General features: G+C 45.1%; 22 protein-coding genes and 1 riboswitch. Of the genes, 12 read left to right on the top strand and 10 right to left on the bottom strand.

The features are described from left to right. Positions 1 to 26 precede the first annotated feature (26 nt). Both AB4583_RS14640 and cysC read left to right on the top strand, forming a co-directional pair. Positions 27 to 1,751, top strand: a complete 1,725-nt coding sequence (locus AB4583_RS14640) for an SLC13 family permease (RefSeq protein WP_017067554.1) — start codon at positions 27 to 29, stop codon at positions 1,749 to 1,751. 24 nt (positions 1,752 to 1,775) lie between these two features. After that, on the top strand, positions 1,776 to 2,396 hold the full coding sequence (cysC, locus tag AB4583_RS14645; protein ID WP_017069396.1) for an adenylyl-sulfate kinase: 621 nt from the start codon (positions 1,776 to 1,778) through the stop codon (positions 2,394 to 2,396). Positions 2,397 to 2,559: 163 nt separating this feature from the next. On the opposite strand, the gene AB4583_RS14650 is transcribed toward cysC, so the two are convergent. From AB4583_RS14650 to AB4583_RS14680, 7 genes are all read right to left on the bottom strand, one after another. Beyond that, positions 2,560 to 3,468 carry a TIGR03899 family protein gene (locus AB4583_RS14650; RefSeq protein ID WP_017069397.1) on the bottom strand — a complete coding sequence of 303 codons (909 nt, stop codon included), beginning with the start codon at positions 3,466 to 3,468 and terminating at the stop codon, positions 2,560 to 2,562. A 514-nt stretch (positions 3,469 to 3,982) separates the two neighbouring features. Then, positions 3,983 to 4,498, bottom strand: coding sequence for a DUF3299 domain-containing protein (locus AB4583_RS14655; protein WP_017058892.1), 516 nt, complete (start codon positions 4,496 to 4,498; stop codon positions 3,983 to 3,985). A 14-nt stretch (positions 4,499 to 4,512) separates the two neighbouring features. After that, positions 4,513 to 5,772: an FtsX-like permease family protein gene (locus AB4583_RS14660; RefSeq protein ID WP_050643259.1), complete on the bottom strand. Its 1,260-nt coding sequence runs from the start codon at positions 5,770 to 5,772 to the stop codon at positions 4,513 to 4,515. Beyond that, positions 5,769 to 6,485: an ABC transporter ATP-binding protein gene (locus AB4583_RS14665; RefSeq protein WP_017058894.1), complete on the bottom strand. Its 717-nt coding sequence runs from the start codon at positions 6,483 to 6,485 to the stop codon at positions 5,769 to 5,771. Before AB4583_RS14665 ends, AB4583_RS14660 begins: the two co-directional genes overlap by 4 nt. A gap of 141 nt (positions 6,486 to 6,626) precedes the next feature. Beyond that, positions 6,627 to 7,334 carry a DUF2796 domain-containing protein gene (locus tag AB4583_RS14670; protein WP_372117985.1) on the bottom strand — a complete coding sequence of 236 codons (708 nt, stop codon included), beginning with the start codon at positions 7,332 to 7,334 and terminating at the stop codon, positions 6,627 to 6,629. Positions 7,335 to 7,374: 40 nt separating this feature from the next. After that, entirely contained in the window at positions 7,375 to 7,665 is a 291-nt protein-coding gene (locus AB4583_RS14675) for a DUF2607 family protein (RefSeq protein ID WP_029235627.1), read from the bottom strand. 91 nt (positions 7,666 to 7,756) lie between these two features. Next, positions 7,757 to 8,308, bottom strand: coding sequence for a YtfJ family protein (locus AB4583_RS14680; protein WP_017063723.1), 552 nt, complete (start codon positions 8,306 to 8,308; stop codon positions 7,757 to 7,759). A 253-nt stretch (positions 8,309 to 8,561) separates the two neighbouring features. Here AB4583_RS14680 and AB4583_RS14685 point away from each other — a divergent pair, with 253 nt between their 5' ends. Next, a complete protein-coding gene (locus AB4583_RS14685) occupies positions 8,562 to 8,762 on the top strand; it encodes a DUF1107 family protein (RefSeq protein WP_017058898.1) in 201 nt (66 codons plus the stop codon). Positions 8,763 to 8,872: 110 nt separating this feature from the next. On the opposite strand, the gene msrA is transcribed toward AB4583_RS14685, so the two are convergent. Continuing rightward, complete coding sequence (msrA, locus tag AB4583_RS14690; protein ID WP_017058899.1) at positions 8,873 to 9,502, bottom strand: peptide-methionine (S)-S-oxide reductase MsrA; 630 nt, start codon at positions 9,500 to 9,502, stop codon at positions 8,873 to 8,875. Positions 9,503 to 9,697: 195 nt separating this feature from the next. On the opposite strand from msrA, the gene AB4583_RS14695 reads away from it, so the two are divergent. From AB4583_RS14695 to AB4583_RS14705, 3 genes are read left to right on the top strand one after another with little or no spacing between them, the layout of a single operon-like run. Continuing rightward, a complete protein-coding gene (locus AB4583_RS14695) occupies positions 9,698 to 11,410 on the top strand; it encodes an autotransporter assembly complex family protein (RefSeq protein ID WP_372051561.1) in 1,713 nt (570 codons plus the stop codon). Further along, the gene (locus AB4583_RS14700; protein WP_136979532.1) at positions 11,407 to 15,165 is read left to right on the top strand and encodes a translocation/assembly module TamB domain-containing protein; all 3,759 of its coding nucleotides are present in this window, start codon (positions 11,407 to 11,409) and stop codon (positions 15,163 to 15,165) included. Before AB4583_RS14695 ends, AB4583_RS14700 begins: the two co-directional genes overlap by 4 nt. A gap of 18 nt (positions 15,166 to 15,183) precedes the next feature. Beyond that, entirely contained in the window at positions 15,184 to 15,540 is a 357-nt protein-coding gene (locus tag AB4583_RS14705) for a gamma-glutamylcyclotransferase (RefSeq protein ID WP_017069403.1), read from the top strand. A gap of 87 nt (positions 15,541 to 15,627) precedes the next feature. On the opposite strand, the gene fbp is transcribed toward AB4583_RS14705, so the two are convergent. Continuing rightward, positions 15,628 to 16,638: a class 1 fructose-bisphosphatase gene (gene fbp, locus AB4583_RS14710; protein ID WP_017063728.1), complete on the bottom strand. Its 1,011-nt coding sequence runs from the start codon at positions 16,636 to 16,638 to the stop codon at positions 15,628 to 15,630. Between the two features lie 271 nt (positions 16,639 to 16,909). Between fbp and mpl the strand changes: the two genes are divergently transcribed. The 5 genes from mpl (at position 16,910) to thiQ (ending at position 22,549) form a co-directional block, all read left to right on the top strand. Then, a complete protein-coding gene (mpl, locus tag AB4583_RS14715; protein ID WP_372117991.1) occupies positions 16,910 to 18,268 on the top strand; it encodes a UDP-N-acetylmuramate:L-alanyl-gamma-D-glutamyl-meso-diaminopimelate ligase in 1,359 nt (452 codons plus the stop codon). Positions 18,269 to 18,306: 38 nt separating this feature from the next. Further along, positions 18,307 to 18,930 (top strand): flavin prenyltransferase UbiX, encoded by a 624-nt coding sequence (locus AB4583_RS14720; protein ID WP_016787846.1) that lies wholly within the window; start codon positions 18,307 to 18,309, stop codon positions 18,928 to 18,930. 43 nt (positions 18,931 to 18,973) lie between these two features. After that, positions 18,974 to 19,093, top strand: a riboswitch (TPP riboswitch). A 53-nt stretch (positions 19,094 to 19,146) separates the two neighbouring features. Continuing rightward, positions 19,147 to 20,139: a thiamine ABC transporter substrate binding subunit gene (thiB, locus tag AB4583_RS14725; RefSeq protein ID WP_372117994.1), complete on the top strand. Its 993-nt coding sequence runs from the start codon at positions 19,147 to 19,149 to the stop codon at positions 20,137 to 20,139. Positions 20,140 to 20,231: 92 nt separating this feature from the next. Continuing rightward, on the top strand, positions 20,232 to 21,845 hold the full coding sequence (thiP, locus tag AB4583_RS14730) for a thiamine/thiamine pyrophosphate ABC transporter permease ThiP (RefSeq protein ID WP_017058907.1): 1,614 nt from the start codon (positions 20,232 to 20,234) through the stop codon (positions 21,843 to 21,845). Then, positions 21,845 to 22,549: a thiamine ABC transporter ATP-binding protein gene (thiQ, locus tag AB4583_RS14735; protein ID WP_017071293.1), complete on the top strand. Its 705-nt coding sequence runs from the start codon at positions 21,845 to 21,847 to the stop codon at positions 22,547 to 22,549. The genes thiP and thiQ overlap by 1 nt, the downstream gene beginning before the upstream one ends. 106 nt (positions 22,550 to 22,655) lie before the next feature. Here the strand turns inward: thiQ and yjgA are convergent, their stop codons facing one another. Beyond that, entirely contained in the window at positions 22,656 to 23,180 is a 525-nt protein-coding gene (yjgA, locus tag AB4583_RS14740) for a ribosome biogenesis factor YjgA (RefSeq protein WP_017069408.1), read from the bottom strand. A gap of 118 nt (positions 23,181 to 23,298) precedes the next feature. On the opposite strand from yjgA, the gene pmbA reads away from it, so the two are divergent. Beyond that, positions 23,299 to 24,642, top strand: coding sequence for a metalloprotease PmbA (pmbA, locus tag AB4583_RS14745; RefSeq protein ID WP_372117998.1), 1,344 nt, complete (start codon positions 23,299 to 23,301; stop codon positions 24,640 to 24,642). Positions 24,643 to 24,707 lie beyond the last annotated feature (65 nt).

Below are 24,707 nucleotides of genomic sequence, written 5' to 3' on the forward strand. Positions count from 1 at the left end.
TCGTTTCCGCCATAAAGGACGGGTATATGTGGCAACAAGGATTTGTATTAGCGATTTTGCTCGGCATCATTACTTGCCTGCTCGTTACCCGTATTAAGCCAAGCTTTATCTTTGCTGGCGCGGCGTTTATTGCTTTTATGGCTGGCATGATCGACTTGTCGAGCTTGGCTAATAACTTCACTAACTCCTCGTTACTGACTTTAATTCTTCTGATCCTCGCATCAAGTGCGTTGGAGAAAACTCGCTTAATCAGCTGGGTTAGCCGCAATATCTCTGAAGGTAGGCTAGGTACCGTGGTTGCGAAGTTGGGTATTTCTACAGCGTTACTTTCTTCTTTTACTAATAACACCGCGGTGGTTGTTTCTTTGATCGGGGCGATCAAACGTAATCAACAGCACGCGCCGTCTAAGTTACTTATCCCTTTGTCATACGCTGCCATCTTAGGTGGCACCCTGACATTGATCGGCACCTCTACCAATTTGATCATCAATAGTTTTGTTGAAGATGCAGGTTTACCGAGCTTAAACTTTTTCACACCTACCTTGATCGGTTTAGCGGTTTTGGTCGGTGGGGTATTGATCCTTATTCCTCTTAGCTATTTTCTACCCAGCTACGATGATGGTTCTCAAGATGATCTGCCTTACTTTTTAGAAGCCAGAGTTGAGCCAGGTTCTCCATTAGTTGGCCGTAGCGTCAGTGAAAATAATCTTAGAGCTCTTAGAAAACTGTTCTTAGCCGAAGTGATTCGAGACGGTAAAACCACCGCGTCGATTGACCCTGATTTTATTCTTCAAGCTCGCGACCGATTGCTGTTTTGTGGTGATGTAGAGAGTGTTGCAACACTGCAAGAAATCCAAGGTTTAACCCTGTTTGGTCAGCATCATTTGAATGGCCAGAGCTTTGTTGAAGTGGTGGTGAGTTCGTCGGCAAGCTTCTGTAACAAAACCCTGAAAACCAGCCAATTTAGAGATCGTTTCGATGCGGTTGTGGTTGCTATTCGTCGTGGCCATGAACGCCTAGAAGGTGGGCTAGGGAATATCACATTGACCGCTGGTGATACCTTGATTTTGGTTCCAGGTAAACGCTTTGAAGAACAGCGCCAACAACACAACAAAGAGTTTGTGTTGATGAATGACTTAGATTCGAGTGCCAAGCTTGATGCCGACAAATCGACGTTCGTGTTGCTCGGCTTTGCTAGCGTGATTGGTTTAGCCCTTATCGATGCAGTACCTATTATCAAAGGCTTAGCTGGTTTTCTACTGTTGCTGGTGGCATTTGGCGTGGTGCAACTGGGTGAGCTCCGCCGCCGTTTCCCAGTTGATATTGTGGTGATCGTGGGCTCTGCACTTTCTATTGCTCAACTGATGATTTCATCGGGTTTATCTGAGCGGATGGGGCTGATGTTTATGGAGGCGTTTAATGGCTGGGGCGTATTCGGTGCGTTAGTTGCTACCTACTTTATGACTTTGGTTTTGACAGAGCTGGTGACCAATAATGCGGCTGCAGCACTCTCATTTCCGATTGGCTACAGTATGGCAGTAGGTTATGGCGTTGACCCTATGCCGTTCATCATGGCGGTACTGTTTGGTGCCAGTGCCAGTTTTATCTCTCCATACGGCTACCAAACCAACTTACTTGTTTATAGCGTAGGTAATTACCATTTAACGGATTATCTGCGTATCGGCATTCCAATCTCGATTGTATATTCGGGCTTGGTGCTGACCCTAATTCCTTATTTTTTCCCATTTTAATGCTGTTTATTTAAAGGACTAATTATGACCGCAGTACTCAAATCCAAAGATGAGAATGTTGTGTGGCATCAACACTCGATTGATAAAACATTTCGCGCGGATCTGAAATCACAAAAGCCAGCCGTGCTCTGGTTCACGGGTTTGTCTGGTTCTGGTAAATCGACAGTCGCTGGAGCATTAGAAAATCGCTTGGCACAGCTTGGTTACCATACTTATTTATTGGATGGCGACAATGTGCGTCATGGATTATGTAGTGACCTTGGCTTCTCTGAGCAAGATCGTCGAGAGAACATCCGTCGTATTGGTGAGCTTGCTAAATTGATGGCAGATGCAGGCTTGATCGTGTTGTCAGCCTTTATTTCTCCGCATCAAGCTGAAAGGCAACTCGTGAGAGATTTATTGCCGGAAGGTGAGTTTCTTGAGGTGTTCGTCAATACGCCATTAGAGGTTTGCGAACAGCGTGATCCTAAAGGTCTGTATAAGAAAGCACGTGCCGGAGAAATCCCGAACTTCACAGGTATTAGTTCAGTGTACGAAGCGCCTCTGAACCCTGAGATTGATCTACCTGCAGGTGAGAAGACACTCGATGAATTGGTCGAACTGTGTATTGATGCGTTGGAGAAGCGAAATATCTTAGCCAACTGAGATCGTTGGTATGACTAAGGCTACTCAGCTGTTTATCTGTTTATTCACGACCGATAAATAGTGCAGCCTTAGTTTACCTAGACAAGAAACCTATCCTCTAGATTCTCTTTATTCCTCTCTATACTTCACTTTTTACACCGTCAATTTTAGCTCCGTCGAGTGTCTAGACGGTGTAATTTACGCTGCTTTTCACTTCTGTCTGTACTGTGAATTTCTGGCTCAATAGTGCAATCAGTTGATCGTAATACTGCGTGTTTGGCTTGTTACCGAGCAAGGTACAAAGCTCATTGCCTGTAGGGCTGAATCGGTAGTAAACCAGCTTCACGCCTTTTGATAATGGTGCCAGTGACATGCTCTTACCTTGATAGGTTAGGTGCAGGGCTGGATCGAAATCAATCTCTCCGGATTCTAATTCTGTGCCCAGAATAATCCCGAGCTCTATCAAGTGGAGCAAGCTGGAGTAGGGCAGGTTGTGCCCACCAAGGTTGATGGTGTTGGTGGTGTCCCTTTTGCCAAAGTTGAATAGCCCAGCATGAGATTTAAAGCCGAGTAAGAGCTTTCTGCTGTTATCGCTACCAAAGCTACAACCCAGTGATGCTGCCCTTTGTAGGGTTAACGCTTCTTTTGGTGTCATGTCTTTTAAGATTTGCAGTGCCTTCATCGACGTCGAGCCTGGGTTGGTGACTTCTCGTTTCAGTACTTGAGCCCATAGCCTCTGCATCGATGTATTGTGGATCTCTTGTGCCATGTCGAAGAAACGGTATAACCAGTCCTGATCCGGGTCTCCAGCCGCTTCATCCTTACATGAAGAGTGCGCCAACTTTAGAATCTGTTCTAGGTTCTTTTGGCGAAGCTCTCTACGTTTTTTCTCTCGCAATAGTGCCCGTTCGATAAGCGTACTCTCAGCTTTATCCTTTGGCTTGGCACTATGACTAATTAAGGAATCGAGGCCGAAGCTTTGTGCGATGTGCAGCATTCTGCTGGCACTGTCGGCAATATGAGGCTTTTTCTCATGCTTATGCTGTGTGTCGCTAGCATGCTCAATGATCACTGGCTGTTTGGTTTTTGACATAAGAGTACCGTTAGGAGACGACTCAAAACCAATCGTAGTAAATAATTGCTCAGCCTAGCTTGTTAAAACGCTTGATAACTGAGCTACAATTTTTGATTGTAGAATAACTACTTATCAAAAAGCTCCGCCTTGTTCTCAAGGCTTTTTCCTACGCTATTTCTGAACACTTACTTATTGTGATTGGTATAACTGTCTAAAATGTAACTCTTTATCTTATTGGTGGCTAGATTTTGCGTGCAGAGTTGAAGGTTTCAACAAAATTTTACTTTTGCTAGTGATAATAAAATGTTAAATTTGTTGTAATTCTCAAGGAGGAGTTATGAATCAAGCCAATGATAACAAGCTGAAGAAACAGCTTAGTATAGGGTTATTACTCGCGACTTATGTCGCTGTTCTAGCTTACTTATCTAATTACATCGCGTAATTCAGAAGAAAATTATCGTTATTAAACTGTTATTGAATGATCACACTCGTTCAGTGACGGCAGCTCATCCTTGAGCCACCCTTCTAATGACTACATGTCGTCATACTCTTCAATCGCAGTACCTTCAATAAGATAACCGGTTTGCGCTAAGTCATGGCTGATTGACTCAGTTTTCAGCGTTCCGACCAAATAGATCACATCCCATAACTGCTGTATTGGTGCACCTTTCGGGAACTTCACGTAGATGATTTGGTTCGGTGGCGGCGGTGGCACGTGGATACATGCGCCAAAGTACGGTACCAGCAGAAACTCAGTGATCATATTCTCATCACCTTCCAATGGAATCACAAAGCCAGGAATCTTCACTGTGCTGCCATTCAGCTCTGGGCGAACAGCACCAAGTGTCGATTGTTGAGGTTTGTCCATACTATTGTGGTCAACCATCGGCATACCAAATGAATCTAGCTGAGCACGTTCTGATTCTGGAATCAAATCAATCCATTCAAGTGTTAATACCGATTCGTCATTCTGAGTGGTTTCAGCGTGAGCTGTACTGATAAATGGGAACAGAAGTAGCCCAAGTATCAGTAGGAATTTGCGTTGCATCGTAGGTTCCTATTTTAGATTCGAATCGTCATGCCATCAGACAATGACTGGCGGTAAGCCCTGAAAGCGGGAATAAAGCCGATAATGATTCCGGCAACTTGTACCAGCATAAGCAGTTTCCACTCATGCGGTGTGATTGCGGATATCGATATGTTGATACCATAACTTTGTTGCACAATAGGAGCAACCACTGCGATCAGCGCAAACAATACTGCAACACCTAATGTAATGCCAAGGAAGGTTAGCGCACTGGCTTCACTGATCAGTAAACCAAACACATGACGAGGTCTTGCGCCCATCGCACGTAGGATGGCCATCTCTCGGCGCCTTTCTTGCAAGCTAGTGAGTAGGCTACTGAGCATGCCCAATAAACCGGCGACGACAACAAACCCTGAAACAATCAGTAGTGCTTGTTCTGCTACAGCCATCATTCCCCACAATTCGTGAAGCGCAATGCCCGGCATAATGGCGCTTAAAGGTTCTTGGCGGTAGTTATTGATTTCTCGTTGCAGTGCGAAGGTTTGAATCTTCGAATTCAGCCCGAGCATCATCGCGGTAATCTGCTTCGGTTGGAAATCAAAAGTCTTTAAGGTTTCGGCATCCGGCGTATGTCCTAGGTTAGCACCTGACTCCCAGCCAACATGAATCGCTTCAATAGCCTCTAACGAAACGTGTACGGTTTTATCTACTGGTGTCCCGGTTGGCGCGAGTATTCCCACAATTTTGAAGGGCAGATTATCGTGACGGCTAAACGCAACATCACTGATACCGTGCGCAAGAATGATTTGATCACCTATTTTGTAATCTAGCTTCTTCGCGACGTCGGCACCAATCACTACGTCAAATAGCTGATTAAACTCTTTACCTTGTTGGAAAGTAAGTAATTGCTTACTTCCATAGCGATAGTTTTCAAAGTAACTATGATTTGTACCCATCACACGGAAGCCTTTGTGTGAATCGCCCAATGATATTGGTATCGCCCACTTTACTGCGTTGTGCTGGCTAAATTCTTCATAGCTTTTCCAGTCGATGTTGTTGGTCGCATTACCGATTCTAAATACGGAATAAAGCAGCAGGTTTACCTGACCAGAGCGGCCACCGACGATAAGGTCAGTACCTGAAATCGTATTGGCGAAGCTGCTCTTAGCTTCGGTTCTAACGCGTTCTACGCCGAGCAAGAGAATGACAGATACCGCCACCGTGAGAATGGTGAGAATAGCCGTGGCTTTACGGTTGAGTACGCTTTTTAAGGCTAAGTGAGTAATTACTTTCATACGACAACCTTAGCTTGGTTAACGGTTTTTAAATCTATGGTTCGAGTAAATAATTTTTCTAGTGTTGGATCATGGCTAACAAAGATAAGAGTAGAACCTGCCTGGTTGGCTTGTTCTAACAACAGTTCGATAAAAGCTTCTCGGTTGTCATGATCCAAAGCCGAGGTTGGCTCGTCGGCAATAATGATTTTGGGTTGGCCGATCAAAGCACGAGCGGCAGCAACACGTTGTTGTTGACCGATGCTTAACTCGGTAACGGGCTTGTCCATTAAAGCTTGAGGTAGTTTTAATCTGAGTAACAACTCTCGAGCCGTCTCTTGTAAGCTTTTCTGGCTTTCAGCGACTTGCTGTTTACGTATCTGTGAAAACTGGCAAGGAAGCGTCACGTTATCGATAACTGATAGATAAGGAAGCAGGTTAAATTGTTGGAAAATATAACCAATATGATCGGCTCTGAATTTATCTCTTTGACGAGGTGTAAGCTGAGTGAGGTCTTGATCAAGGATAGAGACTTCTCCTTGCTCAGCTTGGTTGATTCCGGTCAGTAGCCCTAACAAAGTTGATTTTCCACAACCACTTGGCCCTTTAATAAAAAGGTGCTCTTGGGCTTGGATGTGAAGAGAGGGGATCTCTAGCGTTGGTGGTAATTCAGGCTTCCAACGAAAGCTGATATTTTCGAGTTTGACCACAAGTGATGAACTGTCAGAAGACATGCTAGCTCCAATAATTAAAGCGGTGTATCTACTGGACAGTAATTTGAAACATAAATTCCCAGGAACACACCGATTTGAACAGCCAAGTAAGCGATGACTTACCTGGCTGTTTATTTTACGTTTAATCCGATCTAGGAGTGATTAGAATCGGAAACTAATACGCTCTGCGTTAAGCACTTCTTGTACTTGAGCTGTGTCTGTTAGTAGGTTCACCGTCATTTTTTCAGTGTTGCTGAACTTAGAGAACCACTGAGTGCTAACTGTGTCTAGCTTAGCAACATCTGAACATTCATAGTGGTACTCAACAGTGAACTCACCGTGGCCATCTTCTGAGTGATCGTGGTGGTCGTGACCTTCGTGGTCATCATGATCGTGCTCAGCGTGGTCATGGTCTTTGTGGTCATCATGATCGTGTTCAGCGTGGTCATGGTCTTTGTGGTCGTCATGATCGTGTTCAGCGTGATCATGGTCTTTGTGGTCGCCATGACCGTGTTCCGCATGGTCATGGCCTTCATGGTCGTCATGACCGCCTTCTAAGGTGTTTGCTACTGACTTGAACTTCAGAGTACAACTCGCATTGTTAAAACTAAACAGCTCTTCTGGCTTGTTTAATTGTGCGATAGCCTGTTCAAACACTTTCTTCTGTTCTGCAGTTTTTGGAGCATGTTCAAACCCAACCACATCTGCGCCTGGAGCTGTTACTTCAACAAGCAATTCTTGCCCATCTTGCGCGATGTTTACTTCAACTTGGCCATGTACGTGTGCATCATGAGAGCGGAATTCTTCGTTAGCTAGAGCATTTGTAGAGACAGTCATGCCGATAACAACGGCTAAAAAAGTAGGTTTCATGTTTTTTCCTGAATAAAGGTTAATTAAAAAGTAGTGGTAATTAAGTGATATTTACAGGAGGTGAGCGTGCCAAATAAGCGAAATATAGCCGCTGTAGTGAAGTTACTGACTCTGTAATAGCGACAGTAAATTCCGAATGGAACTCTGGAATCTGTGGTAGTGAGTGCGCTGTGATGAACTGATTAAGCGAAAACAGCTCACAATGGTGTGAAGTGTGGTGCTCTGGTGCGATATCCACAATGTGTGTTGCGGCTAACACGCTTAACATGAGCATAAGCCCAAGCAAGAAGCCTGTTTTGCGTTTCACATTGTTGGGTGTGTTTTGCCACATCAGGATGATTAACCACAGAATTAAAAAAAGGATACTGTTATAATATAACAATATCCTTTGGTTAGGTCTCGAAAAAGACGCGAATATCTTATTAAAGGCTCGCTTTAATCAACTCAATGACTTGAGTGACTTCTGATTCGTTTAATGCACCTTCTTTTACAAACAAGATTTTACCTTGCTTGTCTTGAACGATAATCGCTGAGCTTTCTTCTTTTAGAGCCCATGTTGACGCAACGGCGCCGTCTTCATCTAGGACCATAGAAGACCATGGAAATTCTTCTTTGCTGCTTTCGGCAGAGGACTTAACAAAAGACCCAGTACCCCAAATCGCATCATCTTGGTTGATGATAGTGGTGGTTTGGTAGCTGTCTTCTGAGAATTTCGATGCGGTAATGGCTGCCATCAGTGGTGCGTTGAGCTCTTTAGAGCTGCTGCGGCCAGCGATAGCTTGAACGACGCGAACTTTACCTAGAAGATCATTGGTTGCCCAAGCTTGATATCCAGTATTTCCGTCGTTTAGAACAATCTCACCATAGTTACTCACATCAACGGCAGGCAGGGTAGCGCCTACTGATAGGTTGTGAGCATTGGCGAAGAGTGGAGAGGCTGCGGCTAGAAAAGCCAGTAGAGTTTTGTTTTTCATTATATTTTTGTTCCGCTTATTGGTTTGCACAGGAAGTATAATATGAAATTTGAAAAATGCTTCTTTAACTTTTTTATCGTACGACGTAGAAAGAAGTTGCAGGCTTGTTACCAAAAGGTATAATGCATCAATATCAAGATGAACAATAGATTATCTTGCTGTTTGCTAAAGGAATTAGCGATTAAATGTGCTTTGAACAGCGACGCTGTTCAGGTATGTGACTGTAGTACTCAAATGGAATTGAGGTTGTATTATGTTAAGAAAATTTTCTACTTACCGTCCACGTCAGGTGGCGCGTTTCGTTAAAGTCCTGTTTAAAGGCCAATTTGCTATTGAAGGTGTTGGAGAGTTTCGCTTCGACCAAGGCAAGGTGCTACTTCCTGAAGTTTCAGACAAACAAAAGCTCACTATTTTTAAAGAAGTTAACGGCACCATTGCAGCGTTGCCGGTGTAACTGAGCTTTATCGATTTGTCTTGCACCGAATAGATTAACAATGAAAAGGGCTTCCTGATGGAAGCCCTTTTTTAATGCGTGTCGTTCACGATGGTATGTCGAACGGCACTTTATTGTGGAGGGAAGCACACACCTGTTCCACCCAACCCGCAATACCCATTCGGATTTTTAGCTAGGTATTGCTGGTGGTAGGTTTCTGCGAAAAAATATTTTCCAGCAGGCAGAACTTCCGTCGTGATCTCGTTGCCTAAAGATTCAGTCATTGCTCGTTGATATTCACGTTTAGAGTGCTCAGCGATAGATTGTTGTTCTTCACTGAAGGTGTAAATCGCAGAACGGTACTGAGTCCCTAAATCGTTGCCTTGGCGCATCCCTTGAGTTGGGTCATGACGCTCCCAAAAGGTTTCAAGTATTCGAGCTAGAGAGGTTTGTTCACTATCAAATATGACACGAACGACCTCGGTATGGCCGGTTTGCCCAGTACATACTTGTTCATAAGTGGGATTAACTGTGTATCCGCCAGCGTAACCAACGGATGTTGAAATAACGCCATCCAATTGCCAAAACAAACGCTCAGCTCCCCAGAAGCACCCCATACCAAACAGGACTTCTTGTTGAGAGCCCGTGGGTGCATCGAGCAGGTCGGTTTGATTGACGAAATGGCGCTCAGTGATTCGAATTGGGTCAGCATTTCCCGGTAGTGCGGTTGCTGCAGAAACCAGTTGTTGTTTGTTTAGCATGTTATATTCCTTTTCGCATACGTTTACCGCGCTGGCTTTTATTTAACGTGGGTTCATATTAACTGTTGGTCAATATTGAATAAGTCTTTAAATTAGACCGTGTTATTCCAGGATTTATTACAGACTCAATGCCTATTTAGCGGTATTATTTCTTTTCACTTATTAACGTATTGATAACTTCTTCACCAATTAAACATGATAAGAAAAACTTTACCAGTTCTGATTGGCACTCTATTGTCATCGACGCTCGCTTTCGCTGACGTTTCCCTTGAAATCAAAGGGCTAGATGGAGCGCTTGAGGATAATGTTGATGCTTATCTGAGTGCGATCCCTGAAGAAGAGTATTCGGTTTCACTAAGATTCCAATCCCGCTTGGAATCTATGATTAAAGAAGCCCTGAATGCGTTAGGCTACTACCACCCTAAAATCACATTTACTCACTCCGAAGATGATACCGAAATGACCGTTACGGTTGAGCCGGGAGAGCCTGTTGTTATTTATACTTCAGATATCGTTCTAACTGGTGAAGCCAAGGATGACCCAGACTTTTTAGCCTTGATAGCGAAGAGTAGCTTGTCTAAAGGTTCGACTCTGAATCATGGTAATTATGACTCTTTGAAATCGTCGATCCGCAACCTTGGCTTAGCGAAAGGCTACTTCGATGGTGCTTATGATCTTAGTAAGCTAGAAGTCGCTCCTGAATTGAACCGCGCTTATGTTCGTCTTCATTATAACAGTGGTATCCGCTATCACTTTGGTACTACTCAGGTTACTGGTAGCCAGATAGAAGAAGATAAGGTGCAGTCACTTAAACCATTTGAGGATGGCGAACCTTACTCAATCACCAAAGTCGGTGAGTACAACCAAAACCTGTCCAATACGGATTGGTTCTCCTCGGTATTTGTTGAACCAGATTTAAGCCAGTTAGGCGAAGGCCGAGAGATCCCGATGAAGGTTAGCCTTGCTCCGCAAGCTCGTAACCAAATCGAAACGGGTATCGGTGTATCCACCGACCTTGGCGTAAAAGGCACTCTGAAGTGGAAAAAACCTTGGGTTAATGAACAAGGCCATAGCTTCAATAGCAGCCTGTCGATTTCTAAACCTGAACAGACGATTACCGCTACCTATAAAATCCCTCTGGATGACGTGCTGAACGACTACTATCAAGTTAAGTACGGTATGAAAAACTTGGATAATCGTGATACCAAGAGTTTGGAGTCAAACTTAGCGCTAGAAAGATATTGGCGACTGGATAACGGTTGGCAACGCACGGTCTTCATTCGATACTTGGTCGAAAACTATGAGCAAGGTTTGCAGGATGATTTAGCGCAATTTGTGCTGCCGGGTATCTCTTTCTCACGCACTCGAACGCGAGGCGGTTCGATGCCGATGTGGGGCGATAAACAAACCATTATGGTTGAAGCGGGTGATGATACCTTGTTATCTGAAGCTAAGGTTGTTCGTTTTCAAGGTCAAACCGCTTGGATTCGAAGCATTGGCGACAATCACCGAGGCTTAACTCGACTTCAATTTGGCGGCAACTTTGCCGACGAGTTTGATAAGCTATCTCCCTCCCTAAGATTCTTTGCTGGTGGTGACAATAGCATTCGTGGTTATGGTTATGAGTCGATCTCTCCTCGAGATGAAAGTGGCGCACTAACGGGTGCCAAATTCATTGCAACCAGCTCGTTTGAATACCAATACCGCTTGGTTGGAAACTGGTGGGGCGCAGCATTCTACGACATTGGTGATGCCTTCAATGATAAACCTGAATGGAAACATGGTACCGGCGTCGGGGTTCGTTGGGCGTCGCCCGTCGGCCCTGTGAGCTTAGATTTTGCTTGGGGTCTAGATGCAGCAAAAGGTGATGAGTTCCAGTTACACTTTAGTTTAGGGCCAGAATTATGATCAAAGTGATGGGCAAGTGCATCAAGTGGACGTCGATCTCATTGACGTCTATTTTGCTGTTGTTGATAGCCTTGCTAGGTTTTGTTTTGTTCACCAATCCAGGGTTGAACACTGTGTTGTGGGGCGCTGAAAAAGCGTTGCCACAGCTTAAAGTGGAAAGCACTAAAGGGGCTCTGTTCCCGAGCTTTACGCTTAATAATGTTCAGTTTAAAGATGACAGCCTGCATATAGACACCAAAGTTCAAAAGCTGAACTTGGCGATTAATCCTCGCTGTCTGCTCGACCCTAAGTTGTGTGTCGATCGTTTAGCGATTCAAGGATTGGACTTCGCATTTACTGAACTGCCTCCGGCCTCTACAGAAGAAACAGAACCTACTCCGCCCGTAACATCGGTAAAAACACCGTTGCCAATCGTAATCAACCGTATCGCTTTGTCTGATATCAAGTTGAATATCTTAGGGCATGAAATTGAATGGAGCTTGTTCTCTACGGCTTTGAGTATGCAGGGCGAAAAGCTAACTGTATCGCCAACCTTATTCAATGATCTTAAGGTTAAACTCGCTGAGTCGACAGAAGAACCGCAAGCAGAAAAGGTTGAGCCAAAAGCTGCCGTTAAAACGGCTATCGAATTGCCGGAAGTCTGGATTCCTCTGCAGGTTGTGTTGGAGCGTTTTGACCTCAACCGTTTCACCTTAGAACAAGAAACACCAATCGTTGTTAACCACCTTGGGCTAGAAGCTCGCGCGGGCAAACACACGGTTGATGTTTCAACTCTCGAACTCGATATGCCACAAGCAAGCGCCAATCTAACCACGAAGGTTGAGCTCAAGGGCGGTTACCCGCTAGAACTTTCTTTGGATGCGTTGGTGAAAGAAACCGACCTTGTTGGGCAGAAGTTGTCTCTGAAAGCACAAGGCAGCGTGGCTAAGCTAAACCTAGACTCCCAATTTTCTGAGCTGATTGAGGCAAAGTTGTCTGGGGATATTCAACCCTTAGAACCGACTCTGCCATTTGACCTTCTTTTAGAGGGCGGACAAGCACAGTGGCCCCTTACCGGAAAAAGCGATTACCAAGCGACAATTGAGCAATTTAAAGCTGATGGCTCACTAGATGGTTTTAATGTTCTTCTTAAAGGTGAAGCCGATGGTAAGGAAATCCCTGAATTAGCCATCGATCTACAGGGTAAAGGCACGACGGAACAAATTGTTCTCGAGCGTCTAAAGCTCAACACGCTAGGCGGTGAGCTTAACGGTGTCGTTAAAGCGAACTGGAAGAGTCTCGTTAACTGGCAAGCTGACGTGACACTCAAAGATATTCAACCGGGTCTGCAGTGGCCTGAAGCTGAGGGCAACATTAGTGGAAACATCGTCACCTCAGGTGAGTTGACTGAAGCGGGCGGCTGGGCGATTGAACTGCCTAAATTGGATATTGAAGGGATCTTGCGAGAATACCCTCTGGATATCGAAGGTCAGTTGTCAGCGTCGGATCGCAGCGCGAGCGGTGAACCAAAACTGAAAACCAGTGGTTTGAGCTTAGCTCACGGTGTTAACTCGATTAAGGCTCAGGGTGAGCTTGATAAGAAATGGGACATGGGTGTTGAGATTCACTTCCCTGAGCTTGTAAAAAGCGTCCCTGATTTGAAAGGTAAAGTGATTGGTAACATCCAGCTCAGTGGTCCAACGAAAAAGCCTGAAGTCGATCTCGCTCTAAATGTGGATAAGGTAGATTGGAATAACGAAGCAACACTAGAATCCTTGTCGCTTAATGGTTCTGTGGTTCCTCTGCCATTGCCTGAAGCTCAAGCTGATCTTGAATTAAAAGCTAACAACCTAACCTATCAAGATCAGAGCGTAAAAAGCATTGATCTCACGGTGAGTGGTGGTGAGAAGAAACACACAGTGACACTTGATGTGATATCCGACATCGTGTCTACAAGCTTAGCTATTTCCGGAGAGTTGATTCAAAAGCCTTCTCTTATTTGGTATGGATCGTTAGACAGAGTCAAAATCACCACTCAGCAAGGCCCTTGGGTGTTAGATCAACCTGTCGCGATAAATGCGGATGTTGATAAACAGTTTGCCGATGTTCAAGCGCACTGTTGGAAACAATCGGGTTCGAGCGTGTGTTTGGATGAAGACGTTCGTGTCGGAAAATCGGGTGAGGCCAAGGTAGCCATCAATCAATTCGATTTCGAGCAGATTAAAGCCTTTGTGCCTAAAGAGACGCAATTACAGGGCTTAGTCAATGCGACTGCTCATGCAAAGTGGTCTGAACAAGATGAGCCTGAAGTCACGGTAAGCGTTGATATGCCGAAAGGTCAGGTTGTTCAACAAGTGGGTGAGCCAATCACACTGGGTTGGGAAAGCGTTGCATTGAATGCCCAACTGAAAGACAACAAACTGGATGCCGATTTTAAGTTGGATGTTTCCGACAATGGTGACCTGTCTGGCACGGTGTCGTTACCGGATATTCTTGCCGAAGACAAAATGGTCGATGCGGCAATTAAGCTGACCACGTTCCATCTTGATTTCTTACAACCAATTCTAGGTGAATACAGCTTATTGAAAGCCGACCTTGAGAGTGATCTTCAAGTTAAAGGCTCTCTGATGCACCCTCAAGTCTTTGGTCAATTCTCTGTTGATGGTATTCAAGTCAAAGGCGATGTTACGCCTGTTGATGTGAAAGATGGCCGCATCGACCTCGACTTTGATGGTTATAGTGCAAAACTGGATGCGAATGTCGAAACACCTGATGGTCACCTTGATATTGAGGGAACCGGAGATTGGCAAGATCTTAAAGCATGGCATTCGAACGTTAGAGTTTTCGCTGATGAGTTGATGGTTGATATCCCACCGATGGTTAAGGTGAAGGTCGTACCTGATATGACTATTGATGTCACACCAGATCTGGCGAAAATCACCGGTGATATTGCATTACCATGGGGACGAATTGTTGTTGAAGATTTACCACCGTCAGCGGTTGGCGTCTCTTCTGATCAGGTTATTTTGAATAAAGATCTAGAGCCAGAAAACGAAGATACGAATCCATTCAATGTGATGACGAATATTAATATCTCCATTGGTGATGACTTTAAACTGTCTGCCTTCGGTCTTGAAGGTGATTTGGTCGGTAAGCTCAACGTGGCTCAAAAAGACCAAGGTCCATTTATTACAGGTGAAGTGAACATCGTCGATGGTACTTATCAATCATTCGGGCAAGACCTCTTGATCGAAGAGGGTAAGATCCTAATGAATGGACCACCGGATCAGCCATACGTAGCCATCAACGCGATTCGTAATCCTGATAATACTCAGGATGACGTGACCGCTGGTATTCGAGTGACTGGCCCTGCGACAGAGCCTACCATCGAGATTTATTCTGACCCAGCGATGCCACAAGCGAACGCACTGTCTTATATTTTGCGTGGCCAAGATATCGACGGTGAGTCGAGCGGTTCGATGACAACGACTTTAATCGGTTTGAGTTTAGCGAAGAGTGGTAAGGTTGTTGGTGAAATCGGTGAAGCCTTTGGTGTAAAGGACTTGCAACTGGATACTGCAGGCTCTGGCGATGACTCTCAAGTGACGGTAAGTGGTTACATCCTGCCTGGCTTACAGGTGAAGTATGGTGTGGGTATCTTTAACTCGTTAGGTGAGTTTACCGTTCGTTATAGATTGATGCAGGATCTCTATGTTGAAGCTGTTTCTGGCCTAGACAGTGCTGTGGATCTTCTCTATCAATTTGAGTTCGAGTAGAGCCGTATGGGAGGGCATATGCAGCATCTTGTTTTTGTCTATGGAACCTTGAGGCAAGGTCAGTCCAATCACCATTATTTGCAGGGCTGCGATTTATTAGGGCAGTTTGATACACCTAAGGAATACGCACTTTTTGATTTAGGTGCCTATCCGGCGATGATTTTGGGAAAGAAAAGTGTCGCTGGTGAGGTCTATATCATTAACGACGAAATTTTAGAGTCGCTCGATCGGCTAGAAGATGTTCCTGTTGAGTATCGTCGCGAGCAAATAGAGACTATATTTGGATTAGCATGGGTATATTTGTATCAGCTTGATCTAACAGCTAATAAAGAAATACTTTCGGGTAACTGGTGTCAGCGGAACAATGATTCCTAACTAGTTAATCACCTTACGAGACAACAAAAAGCCAGCACTGAGGTGCTGGCTTTTTAATAGCGTTAGTTTGAGAATGAAATGAGAGGGTTACTCAGGGTTCAGCTCAAGAAACTCTTCTACTTTACGTACCATTTTTGTTGAACCAACGAAGAAAGGCACACGTTGGTGTAGCTCAGTTGGTTTGATATCCATGATACGCTGTGCACCGTCTGATGCAATACCGCCAGCTTGCTCCATAAGGAAAGCAATAGGGTTGCACTCGTAAAGCAGACGCAGTTTACCTTGAGGGTGACTTTGCGTGCTTGGGTACAAGTAGATGCCGCCTTTCAAAAGGTTACGGTGGAAATCTGATACTAGAGAACCGATGTAACGTGATGTGTAAGGGCGGTTGTCGCTTGGCTCATTTTCTTGGCAGTACTTGATGTACTTCTTAACACCCGTAGGGAAGCGGATGTAATTACCTTCGTTGATTGAGTAAATCTTACCTTCGTCTGGAATCATCATGTTTTCATGAGATAGGCAGAAGGTACCCAGTGATGGGTCGTAGGTGAAGCCATTTACGCCAGCACCTGTTGTGTATACAAGCATGGTTGAAGAACCGTAAATCACGTAACCCGCGGCTACTTGCTTGTGTCCTGGCTGTAAGAAATCTTCTTGTGTTGGTGGTGTACCGATCGGTGATACTCGACGGTAGATAGAGAAAATTGTACCAACCGATACATTTACATCGATGTTTGATGAGCCATCTAGTGGATCCATCAGTACAACGTATTTTGCGTTTTTGTTGAGCTCTTTATTGAAGGCGACAGCTTCGTCTTCTTCTTCACTTGCAACACCACAAACTTGGTCACGGGCTTCTAGAGCCGCTTTAAATTTGTCGTTCGCGTAAAGGTCTAGCTTTTGCTGCTCTTCACCTTGCACGTTGTCTGTACCAACAGCGCCAGTGATGTCGACTAGGCCAGCCTTGTTGATCTCACGGTTAACAATTTTTGCAGCAAGTCGAATAGACGACAAAAGGGATGATAGATCACCGCTTGCATGGGGGAAGTCACTCTGTTTCTCAACAATGAACTCACCAAGGGTGCGCATCTCAGACATGTTATTTCCTTAAACTTCTCTCAATATTAGGGGGGGATTTGAGCACTGTAGATTCGGCCTCTTGAGTGGGCTTTATTCATCTAGACGCTTACCTAAATTCTAAAGGTTAGATCTTTTTAATGGTAATGAACTAAGCGACACAGATCTCACTTACTATGTCGACTCAATTTGTTTTGCATTGCTGCTCGCTTTTAATCGCCATTTAATGATAATGAGTGCAAGCCGTTTTAATTAGGCACTGTTTATTTAGCCAAGCGTTTGGAAGCAATTTATGCATATTCATATCTTAGGAATTTGTGGCACCTTCATGGGTGGTGCTGCGGTATTGGCTCGTCAATTAGGTCACAAGGTTACGGGTAGTGACGCGAATGTTTACCCACCAATGAGCACCTTGTTGGAATCACAAGGGATTGAAATTATTGAAGGGTTCGACCCTAGCCAATTAGAACCAAGGCCAGATCTCGTGGTTATCGGTAACGCAATGAGCCGCGGTAATCCGTGTGTTGAGTATGTGTTGGATAACAACCTTAGATACACCTCTGGTCCTCAGTGGTTGCAAGAGTTCTTACTGCATGACCGTTGGGTGTTAGCGGTATCGGGAACGCACGGTAAGACCACGACATCAAGCATGTTGGCTTGGATCTTGGAAGACTGTAGCTATGCACCGGGCTTCTTAGTTGGCGGAGTGTTGGGTAACTTTGGTATCTCTGCTCGCCTTGGTGAAAGCATGTTCTTCGTGGTAGAAGCCGACGAATACGACAGTGCTTTTTTCGATAAACGATCTAAGTTCGTTCATTACCACCCAAGAACCTTAGTGATGAATAACCTAGAGTTTGATCATGCGGACATCTTTGACGATCTTGAAGCGATTAAGCGACAATTTCATCATTTGGTGCGTACTGTGCCAAGCAATGGTCGCATTTTCTCACCTAAGCAAGACAGCGCTATTGAAGATGTTCTAGCTCGCGGTTGCTGGAGTGAAACTGAATCGAGTGGCGAGCAAGGCGACTGGGATGCCAAGAAACTGGTCAAAGATGGCTCTCAATTTGAGGTTTACTTCCAAAATGAATGTGTTGGAACCGTAAATTGGGATTTAGTGGGCGACCACAACGTAAATAATGCTTTGATGGCGATTGCAGCTGCACGTCATGTGGGCGTGACACCTGACCTTGCTTGTGAATCACTAGCTACCTTTATTAATACTAAGCGCCGTTTGGAGTTTAAAGGCGAGGTGGCAGGTGTGTCTGTTTATGATGATTTTGCTCATCACCCAACGGCGATTGAACTTACGCTCGGCGGCTTACGTAATAAGGTCGACTCGAAAAAAATCATTGCCGTTTTAGAGCCTCGTTCCGCCACCATGAAACGTGGTGTGCATAAAGAAACCTTGGCTGATTCGCTTAAACAAGCGGATTCTACCTACTTATTCCAACCGGATAACATTGATTGGTCAGTTCAAGATGTTGCAGACGCTTGTCACCAACCGGCACACGTGAGTGATGACATGGATGCATTCGTTGCTAAAATTGTCTCAGAGGCACAAGCTGGCGACCAAATTTTGGTAATGAGTAATGGTGGCTTTGGTGGCATTCATCAAAAACTGTTGGATGGATTGGCACTCAAAGGCTAACGGCATCCACGACCTTATAATTTGAAGTAATTGAGAACATGACAAAACACGATAAAGCGATAACCCTTGCTTTCACTGGCGCATCCGGTGCGCCTTATGGCCTGCGTTTACTTGAATGCCTTTTGGCAGCCGATTATCAGGTCTACTTGCTGATTTCATCGGCAGCGCGAGTGGTATTGGCGACCGAGCATGAACTTAAGTTACCTGCTGGGCCAGATGCGGCGAAACAAGCTTTGGTTAAACATCTTGGCTGCGACCCTGAAAAGCTGGTGGTGTGTGGCAAAGATGATTGGTTCTCGCCGGTTGCCTCTGGTTCAGCAGCACCTAAACAGATGGTCGTTTGTCCATGTTCAGCGGGAAGCTTGGCTTCGATTGCTCATGGTCTATCAGATAACCTGATTGAGCGAGCAGCAGACGTAGTCATGAAAGAGCGAGGCCAATTGTTGTTGGTGGTTCGCGAGACGCCATTTTCGACGCTTCATCTCGAGAACATGCACAAACTTTCGACCATGGGCGTAACGATCATGCCTGCAGCTCCGGGTTTTTATCATCAACCCAAGTCAATTGAAGATCTGGTCGACTTTATGGTGGCGCGTATTCTAGATCACCTTGGTATCGAACAAGGTTTAGTGCCACGTTGGGGTTACGATCAACGTAATTGATCCAAACTTGATAGCTTATTGTTAAAAATCAAATTACAATTCTGAACACTCATCGGGGAGCGAACCATTCAAATAATGAATGCGAGCTGAGATCAAGCAGGTGCTTGGGACCCGTAAACCTGAACCAGATAATGCTGGCGTAGGAATTGAGTTAGGAACAACCTCTACCGTTCTCCTCCCTCAAACCTGTGCCGCTCAGACCATGGAGAGCGTCCAGTGAAATTCACATTAACTACCCTTGCTGTTACTACAGCTATTTCTTTTTCTGCCTTTGCTGCAGACAACACTTTGACTGTATACACCTATGACTCTTTTGCTGCGGATTGGGGCCCTCGTCCTGCCGTTGAAAAAGCATTCGAAGAGAAGTGTGGTTGTGAAGTGAATTTTGTCGCTCTAGAAGATGGCGTGTCTATTCTGAACCGTTTACGTCTTGAGGGCGGCAACAGCAAAGCCGATATCTTACTAGGTCTCGACAACAACCTGATGGCTGAAGCGAAAGCGACGGGCTTATTGGCTGAGCATAATGTTGATACGTCATCGGTAACGCTTCCTAATGGTTGGAACGACAGCACTTTTGTACCCTATGACTTTGGCTACTTTGCTTTTGTTTACAATAAAGAGAAACTGGAAAACCCGCCGAAGAGCTTGAAAGAACTGGTTGAGCAGCATGATGATCTTAAGGTCATCTACCAAGATCCACGTACATCAACACCAGGCCAAGGCATGATGCTTTGGATGAAATCAGTATACGGTGATGAAGCGACAGCAGCATGGAAGAAGCTTGCTCAGAAAACAGTGACTGTAACCAAAGGCTGGTCTGAAGCTTACTCTATGTTCCTAGAAGGCGAGTCGGATTTAGTGTTGTCTTATACAACGTCTCCGGCTTACCATATTATTGCTGAAAGCGATTCTAAGTATGCAGCAGCAAGCTTCGAAGAAGGGCATTACACTCAAGTGGAAGTGGCCGCTAAGGTTAAAGGCAGCAAGAACGAAAAGCTTGCTGATGAGTTTATGGCGTTTATCCTAAGTGATGAATTCCAATCGGCGATGCCAACAGGCAACTGGATGTACCCAGTGACCGATATTGAGCTTCCAAAAGGGTTCGAGCAACTTACGGTTCCTCAGAAAGCGCTAAGCTTTACGCCCGAAGAAATTGCAGCTAAGCGTAAGCCATGGATTCGTGAATGGCAGAGTGCACTTACTTTTTAATTTGCTTTTAAAAAATTAGCTTTCTAACTTTCTGTATTTAAAGGTTTGTTCGATGTTAACTGAGCGAACCATTTACGGTAAAAAATCAATCTATGATAAAGAAAACACCTAAGGTTGGGATTTGGGTAGCGATACTCATTACCGCCTTCGTGGTTTCAGCAGTTGGGGCATTGCTTAGCAATGCCCCTTCTCTTGATATCAGCCAAGTATGGTCCGATCCCTACTATTGGCATGTAACGAAATTCAGTTTTTATCAGGCGACACTCTCAACGGTGCTGAGTGTTGGCTTTGCTATACCTATTGCTCATGCGCTGTGTCGTAGACAATTTTTTGGACGCGCTTTGTTGTTAAGGCTGTTCGCGTCGACCTTAGTCCTGCCAGTGTTAGTGGGTGTATTTGGCTTACTTGCGATCTATGGCAATAGTGGTTGGTTAGCTAAGTTTTTGGCGAACTTCGATATTGAATTGCCATTTTCCATATACGGATTGAATGGTATTTTGCTGGCGCACGTTTTCTTCAACTTGCCTTATGCCAGTCGCTTACTTCTGCAAGCGTTAGATACCGTGCCTGCCGAGCAACACAAGCTTTGTGCTCACTTGGGTATGAGTCATTGGAACAAATTCAGATGGGTTGAATGGCCTCGCTTAAGACAGCAATTACCACATGTGTGTGGCTTAGTCTTCATGTTGTGTTTTACCAGCTTTGCTACCGTGATGGCGCTAGGCGGTGGACCTAAATCAACCACTATCGAGCTCGCTATTTATCAGGCGATTAAATTCGACTTTGACCTTCAAGCTGGTGCCTTGCTCGCGATATGGCAAATGCTGCTGTGTGGTGTGCTAGCGGTGAGCATTCAACGCCTATCGAAGCCTATTTCAGTGACGGCCAGTCAGCTGTCGGAAGAGAAATATTTGGTTAAGGACAGCTGGTGGTCAAAAGCTTGGGATAGCTTTTGGATCATCATAGTCTCAATGCTGGTATTGCCGCCATTAGCTATGGTTATCGTCAGTGGAATTAACTCGCAGGCATTAACCGTACTCAGCAGCGAGCCGTTTTGGGCGGCGTTAATGACCTCGGTTAAAGTCGCGTCATTAGCAAGTGTTATCGCAGTTGGTATTGGTATCGCCATACTACTGACTAGCCGAGCATGGCGTTTACAGAACAAGAATTTTCGAGCCGATAAAATCGAGCTGATTGGCACTATTATCTTGGTGACTCCGGGGCTGGTGATCAGTACGGGTATCTTCTTATTACTGCGTTCATTCACCGATGTATTCAGTTTAGCTTTCTTTATCGTGATTGCCGTCAACAGTTTAATGGCGCTGCCTTACGTAATTAAAACCCTAGCTCAACCTATGCTGCATTTGTCTCAGCAGTACCAGTATGTGTGTGCAAGCTTGGGTATGACAGGTTTCACGCGTTTTAGGTTAGTGGAGTGGCGAGCATTGCGTAAGCCGATGGCGCAAGCCTTCTCGATTAGCTTTATGTTGGCGATGGGTGACTTAAGCGCGATTGCTTTGTTTGGTAGCCAAGATTTTAGAACTCTGCCTTTGTATCTATTCCAATTGTTAGGCAGCTATCAAATGGAAGCGGCGGCGGTAGTTTCTGTGAGCTTACTGTTACTGAGTGTCGGCAGTTTTAGCTTAATAGAATTCTTATTTACTCGAAGATCTAAGCTCGATGCTAAAGAATTAAGGAACCGATGATGTTAGTGATGAAAGATGTGGATTACCACTATCACAGAGAGTTGTTTAGCTTTGATTTTCAAGCTGAGCAGGGCGATATTGTTGCGCTTATGGGGCCGAGTGGTGCGGGTAAGTCTACACTGTTGGCGCTAGTTGCTGGTTTCATCGAGCCTACATCGGGTGAGATATCAGTGGCTGGGCAGTCGCTTATTGGTAAAGAAGCACATCAGCGTCCGTTGGCGATGTTGTTTCAAGAGCACAACCTGTTTGCTCACCTTACGGTGCGAGAAAATATTGGTTTAGGTCTGCATCCAGGTTTAAAGCTTACTGCAACCCAAAAGCAAGCTGTGGAGCAAGCCGCAGCGCAAGTTGGCGTCGCTGAGTATTTGGATAGGTTGCCTGAGCACTTATCCGGCGGTCAACGCCAGCGTGTTGCGTTAGCGCGTTGTTTTGTCCAACCTCATGATATTTGGCTGCTTGATGAACCTTTCTCTGCGCTTGATCCTTTGCTGCGTGAAGAGATGCTTAGCTTAGTGAAGCGATTAGCGGCAGAGCGAAATATTACGGTCTTGATGGTGACTCACCATTTAGGTGACGCACGCAGTATCGCGAATAAGTTTGTGTTTGTGGCGCTAGGTAAGGTGTTGGTTGAAGACTCGATAGAGGCACTGACGGCGGATCATCCACAGACAGAATTAAGCTCATTTGTTAAAGCGGGTGAGTGACGATTCATCACTCTTGTTTAATCTCTCTGATATTGAGTACGTAGAAAACAAAAAGACCTAGCATGCGCTAGGTCTTTTATTGTCTTACAGAATAAAGCGACAAAGGTTAGTCTTCTAGCTTTAGCTCTTTTAAGATTTGGAAGATTTCACGAGAAGCCTTTGCTGGCTTGTTCGCTGATTTCTCTTTGTTAGCTTGGCGAGCTAGCTGACGAAGACGCTGACGGTCTGCTTCAGGGTACATGTCCATGACTTCTGAAATGGCAGCATCGCCTTCAGCAACAACGCGATCACGCAGTTGCTCAAGCTTGTGCAGTTCAGCGGTTGCTTGCGAGTGCTTGTTACGTACTTTATCCAAAGCCGCTTGAATTGGCTCAGGATCAACATTGCGCATTACTTTACCAATGTATTGAAGTTGACGGCGCTTCGCTTCATTTTTAAAGCGTTGTGCATCTTTAATCGCTTGTGCCAAATCTTCAGACAGAGGAAACTTGTCTAATACAGAAGGCTTCAGGGAAACAAGTTCTTCCCCCAGTTTTTGTAGCGCTTCCATGTCGGTTTTCATTTCTGTCTTACTTACCCAGATGATTTCTTCTTCTGGTTCCCATGGGGCTTTTTGGTTTTTGCGAGCCATCTTTTCTGCCTATGTCACTATCTCAAACGAATATATTGCCTATTTTAGCAAGAATCTTGGGGAGAAAGCGAAATTCTTGTTATCCTACGTAATATTGACCTAAAAAATTAGAATAGATATGGATGTAAAACAGCAAGTCGCCCAGCAAAGAGTTGAGCTAGAAGCCGCAGTAGCTAAAGCGTTGGATATGGCGTCAGTGAGTGCAGACGCTGCTGAGGTCGCTATTACTAAGTCAACGGGTTTAAGTGTTTCAACACGTATGTGTGAAGTGGAAAACGTTGAATTTAATAGTGATGGTGCGCTAGGTATTACTGTTTATCGCGGCCAGAAAAAAGGCAGCGCATCTACATCTGATCTGAGTGAAAAGGCGATTGCTCAAACCGTCGCGGCCGCACTTGATATCGCTCAGTACACTTCTGAAGACCCATTTGCCGGTCCTGCGGCAAAAGAATACATGGTAAAAGAAATTCCAGATTTGGATCTTTTTCACCCTGATGAACCAAACCCTGACTATGCCGCTGAGATTGCGATTGCTGCTGAGAAGCAAGCGTTAGCTTATAGCGATAAGATCAAACAGAGTGATGGCGCAAGCTACGACAGCCACTATGGCGTTAAGGTTTATGGTAACAGCCATGGCTTACTAGCAAGCTATGCTTCTAGTCGTCATAGCACGAGCTGCTGTGTAATTGGGCAAGGCGCTAACGGTGAGATGGAGCGTGACTACAGCTACACCGTTGCACGTCACCGTGACGAGCTGTGGACGCCTGAGCGTGTAGGTCAAGAAGCTGCAGAAAAGACCATTAGCCGTTTGGATGCAAAAAAGCTACCAACAGGCCAGTACCCAATTATGTTCGCTAATGATGTGGCAACTGGCTTGATTGGTCACCTTGTTATGGCGATCAGTGGCGGTAACCTTTACCGCAAGTCGTCATTCCTATTGGATCATCTCGGTCAGAAAATCCTACCTGACTGGTTTAACATTTCTGAGCGACCACATATCTTGCGTGGTTTGGCTTCAAGCCCATTCGATAGCGAAGGTGTGTTCACTCAAGATCGTGAAATCATCACTGACGGTGTGCTAGCAACTTACCTACTAACGAGCTATGCCGCACGTAAGATGGATATGACGCCAACCGGTCATGCTGGTGGTATTCATAACTGGTTCGTTAAATCGACCGGTCAAAACTTTGAGCAGATGCTAAAAGAGTTGGGTACTGGCTTCCTAGTCACTGAAGTGATGGGCCAAGGCGTAAACACCGTAACGGGTGATTATTCACGTGGCGCTGCAGGTTTCTGGGTTGAAAACGGAGAGATCCAATACCCAGTATCAGAAGTAACAATCGCAGGTAACCTAAAAGACATGTTTACTCAGATTGTTGCTGTGGGTAACGACGTAGAAACACGTTCGCAAATTCAAACGGGTTCTATCCTGCTTGAGTCGATGAAAGTCGCGGGTGCGTAATTCAATTAAAGCGAATCTGATGAATTAAAAAAGGGAGCCGTGGCTCTAATGCCGATCAGTTAAAG

Source organism: Vibrio sp. 10N.222.49.C12, assembly GCF_041475025.1.
In the GTDB taxonomy this organism is placed as follows: Bacteria; Pseudomonadota; Gammaproteobacteria; order Enterobacterales; family Vibrionaceae; genus Vibrio; species Vibrio crassostreae_C.

Excerpts from the sequence above, each read along its gene's own strand:
- AB4583_RS14685 (WP_017058898.1), top strand. The coding sequence starts at position 8,562 with ATGTTAAGAAAATTTTCTACTTACCGTCCACGTCAGGTGGCGCGTTTC.
- AB4583_RS14705 (WP_017069403.1), top strand. The coding sequence starts at position 15,184 with ATGCAGCATCTTGTTTTTGTCTATGGAACCTTGAGGCAAGGTCAGTCC.
- AB4583_RS14680 (WP_017063723.1), bottom strand. The coding sequence starts at position 8,308 with ATGAAAAACAAAACTCTACTGGCTTTTCTAGCCGCAGCCTCTCCACTC.
- msrA (WP_017058899.1), bottom strand. The coding sequence starts at position 9,502 with ATGCTAAACAAACAACAACTGGTTTCTGCAGCAACCGCACTACCGGGA.
- thiP (WP_017058907.1), top strand. The coding sequence starts at position 20,232 with ATGATAAAGAAAACACCTAAGGTTGGGATTTGGGTAGCGATACTCATT.
- pmbA (WP_372117998.1), top strand. The coding sequence starts at position 23,299 with ATGGATGTAAAACAGCAAGTCGCCCAGCAAAGAGTTGAGCTAGAAGCC.
- yjgA (WP_017069408.1), bottom strand. The coding sequence starts at position 23,180 with ATGGCTCGCAAAAACCAAAAAGCCCCATGGGAACCAGAAGAAGAAATC.
- AB4583_RS14650 (WP_017069397.1), bottom strand. The coding sequence starts at position 3,468 with ATGTCAAAAACCAAACAGCCAGTGATCATTGAGCATGCTAGCGACACA.
- mpl (WP_372117991.1), top strand. The coding sequence starts at position 16,910 with ATGCATATTCATATCTTAGGAATTTGTGGCACCTTCATGGGTGGTGCT.
- AB4583_RS14665 (WP_017058894.1), bottom strand. The coding sequence starts at position 6,485 with ATGTCTTCTGACAGTTCATCACTTGTGGTCAAACTCGAAAATATCAGC.
- AB4583_RS14660 (WP_050643259.1), bottom strand. The coding sequence starts at position 5,772 with ATGAAAGTAATTACTCACTTAGCCTTAAAAAGCGTACTCAACCGTAAA.
- cysC (WP_017069396.1), top strand. The coding sequence starts at position 1,776 with ATGACCGCAGTACTCAAATCCAAAGATGAGAATGTTGTGTGGCATCAA.
- AB4583_RS14675 (WP_029235627.1), bottom strand. The coding sequence starts at position 7,665 with ATGTGGCAAAACACACCCAACAATGTGAAACGCAAAACAGGCTTCTTG.
- AB4583_RS14640 (WP_017067554.1), top strand. The coding sequence starts at position 27 with ATGTGGCAACAAGGATTTGTATTAGCGATTTTGCTCGGCATCATTACT.
- AB4583_RS14720 (WP_016787846.1), top strand. The coding sequence starts at position 18,307 with ATGACAAAACACGATAAAGCGATAACCCTTGCTTTCACTGGCGCATCC.
- fbp (WP_017063728.1), bottom strand. The coding sequence starts at position 16,638 with ATGTCTGAGATGCGCACCCTTGGTGAGTTCATTGTTGAGAAACAGAGT.
- thiQ (WP_017071293.1), top strand. The coding sequence starts at position 21,845 with ATGTTAGTGATGAAAGATGTGGATTACCACTATCACAGAGAGTTGTTT.
- AB4583_RS14670 (WP_372117985.1), bottom strand. The coding sequence starts at position 7,334 with ATGAAACCTACTTTTTTAGCCGTTGTTATCGGCATGACTGTCTCTACA.
- AB4583_RS14695 (WP_372051561.1), top strand. The coding sequence starts at position 9,698 with ATGATAAGAAAAACTTTACCAGTTCTGATTGGCACTCTATTGTCATCG.
- AB4583_RS14655 (WP_017058892.1), bottom strand. The coding sequence starts at position 4,498 with ATGCAACGCAAATTCCTACTGATACTTGGGCTACTTCTGTTCCCATTT.
- AB4583_RS14700 (WP_136979532.1), top strand. The coding sequence starts at position 11,407 with ATGATCAAAGTGATGGGCAAGTGCATCAAGTGGACGTCGATCTCATTG.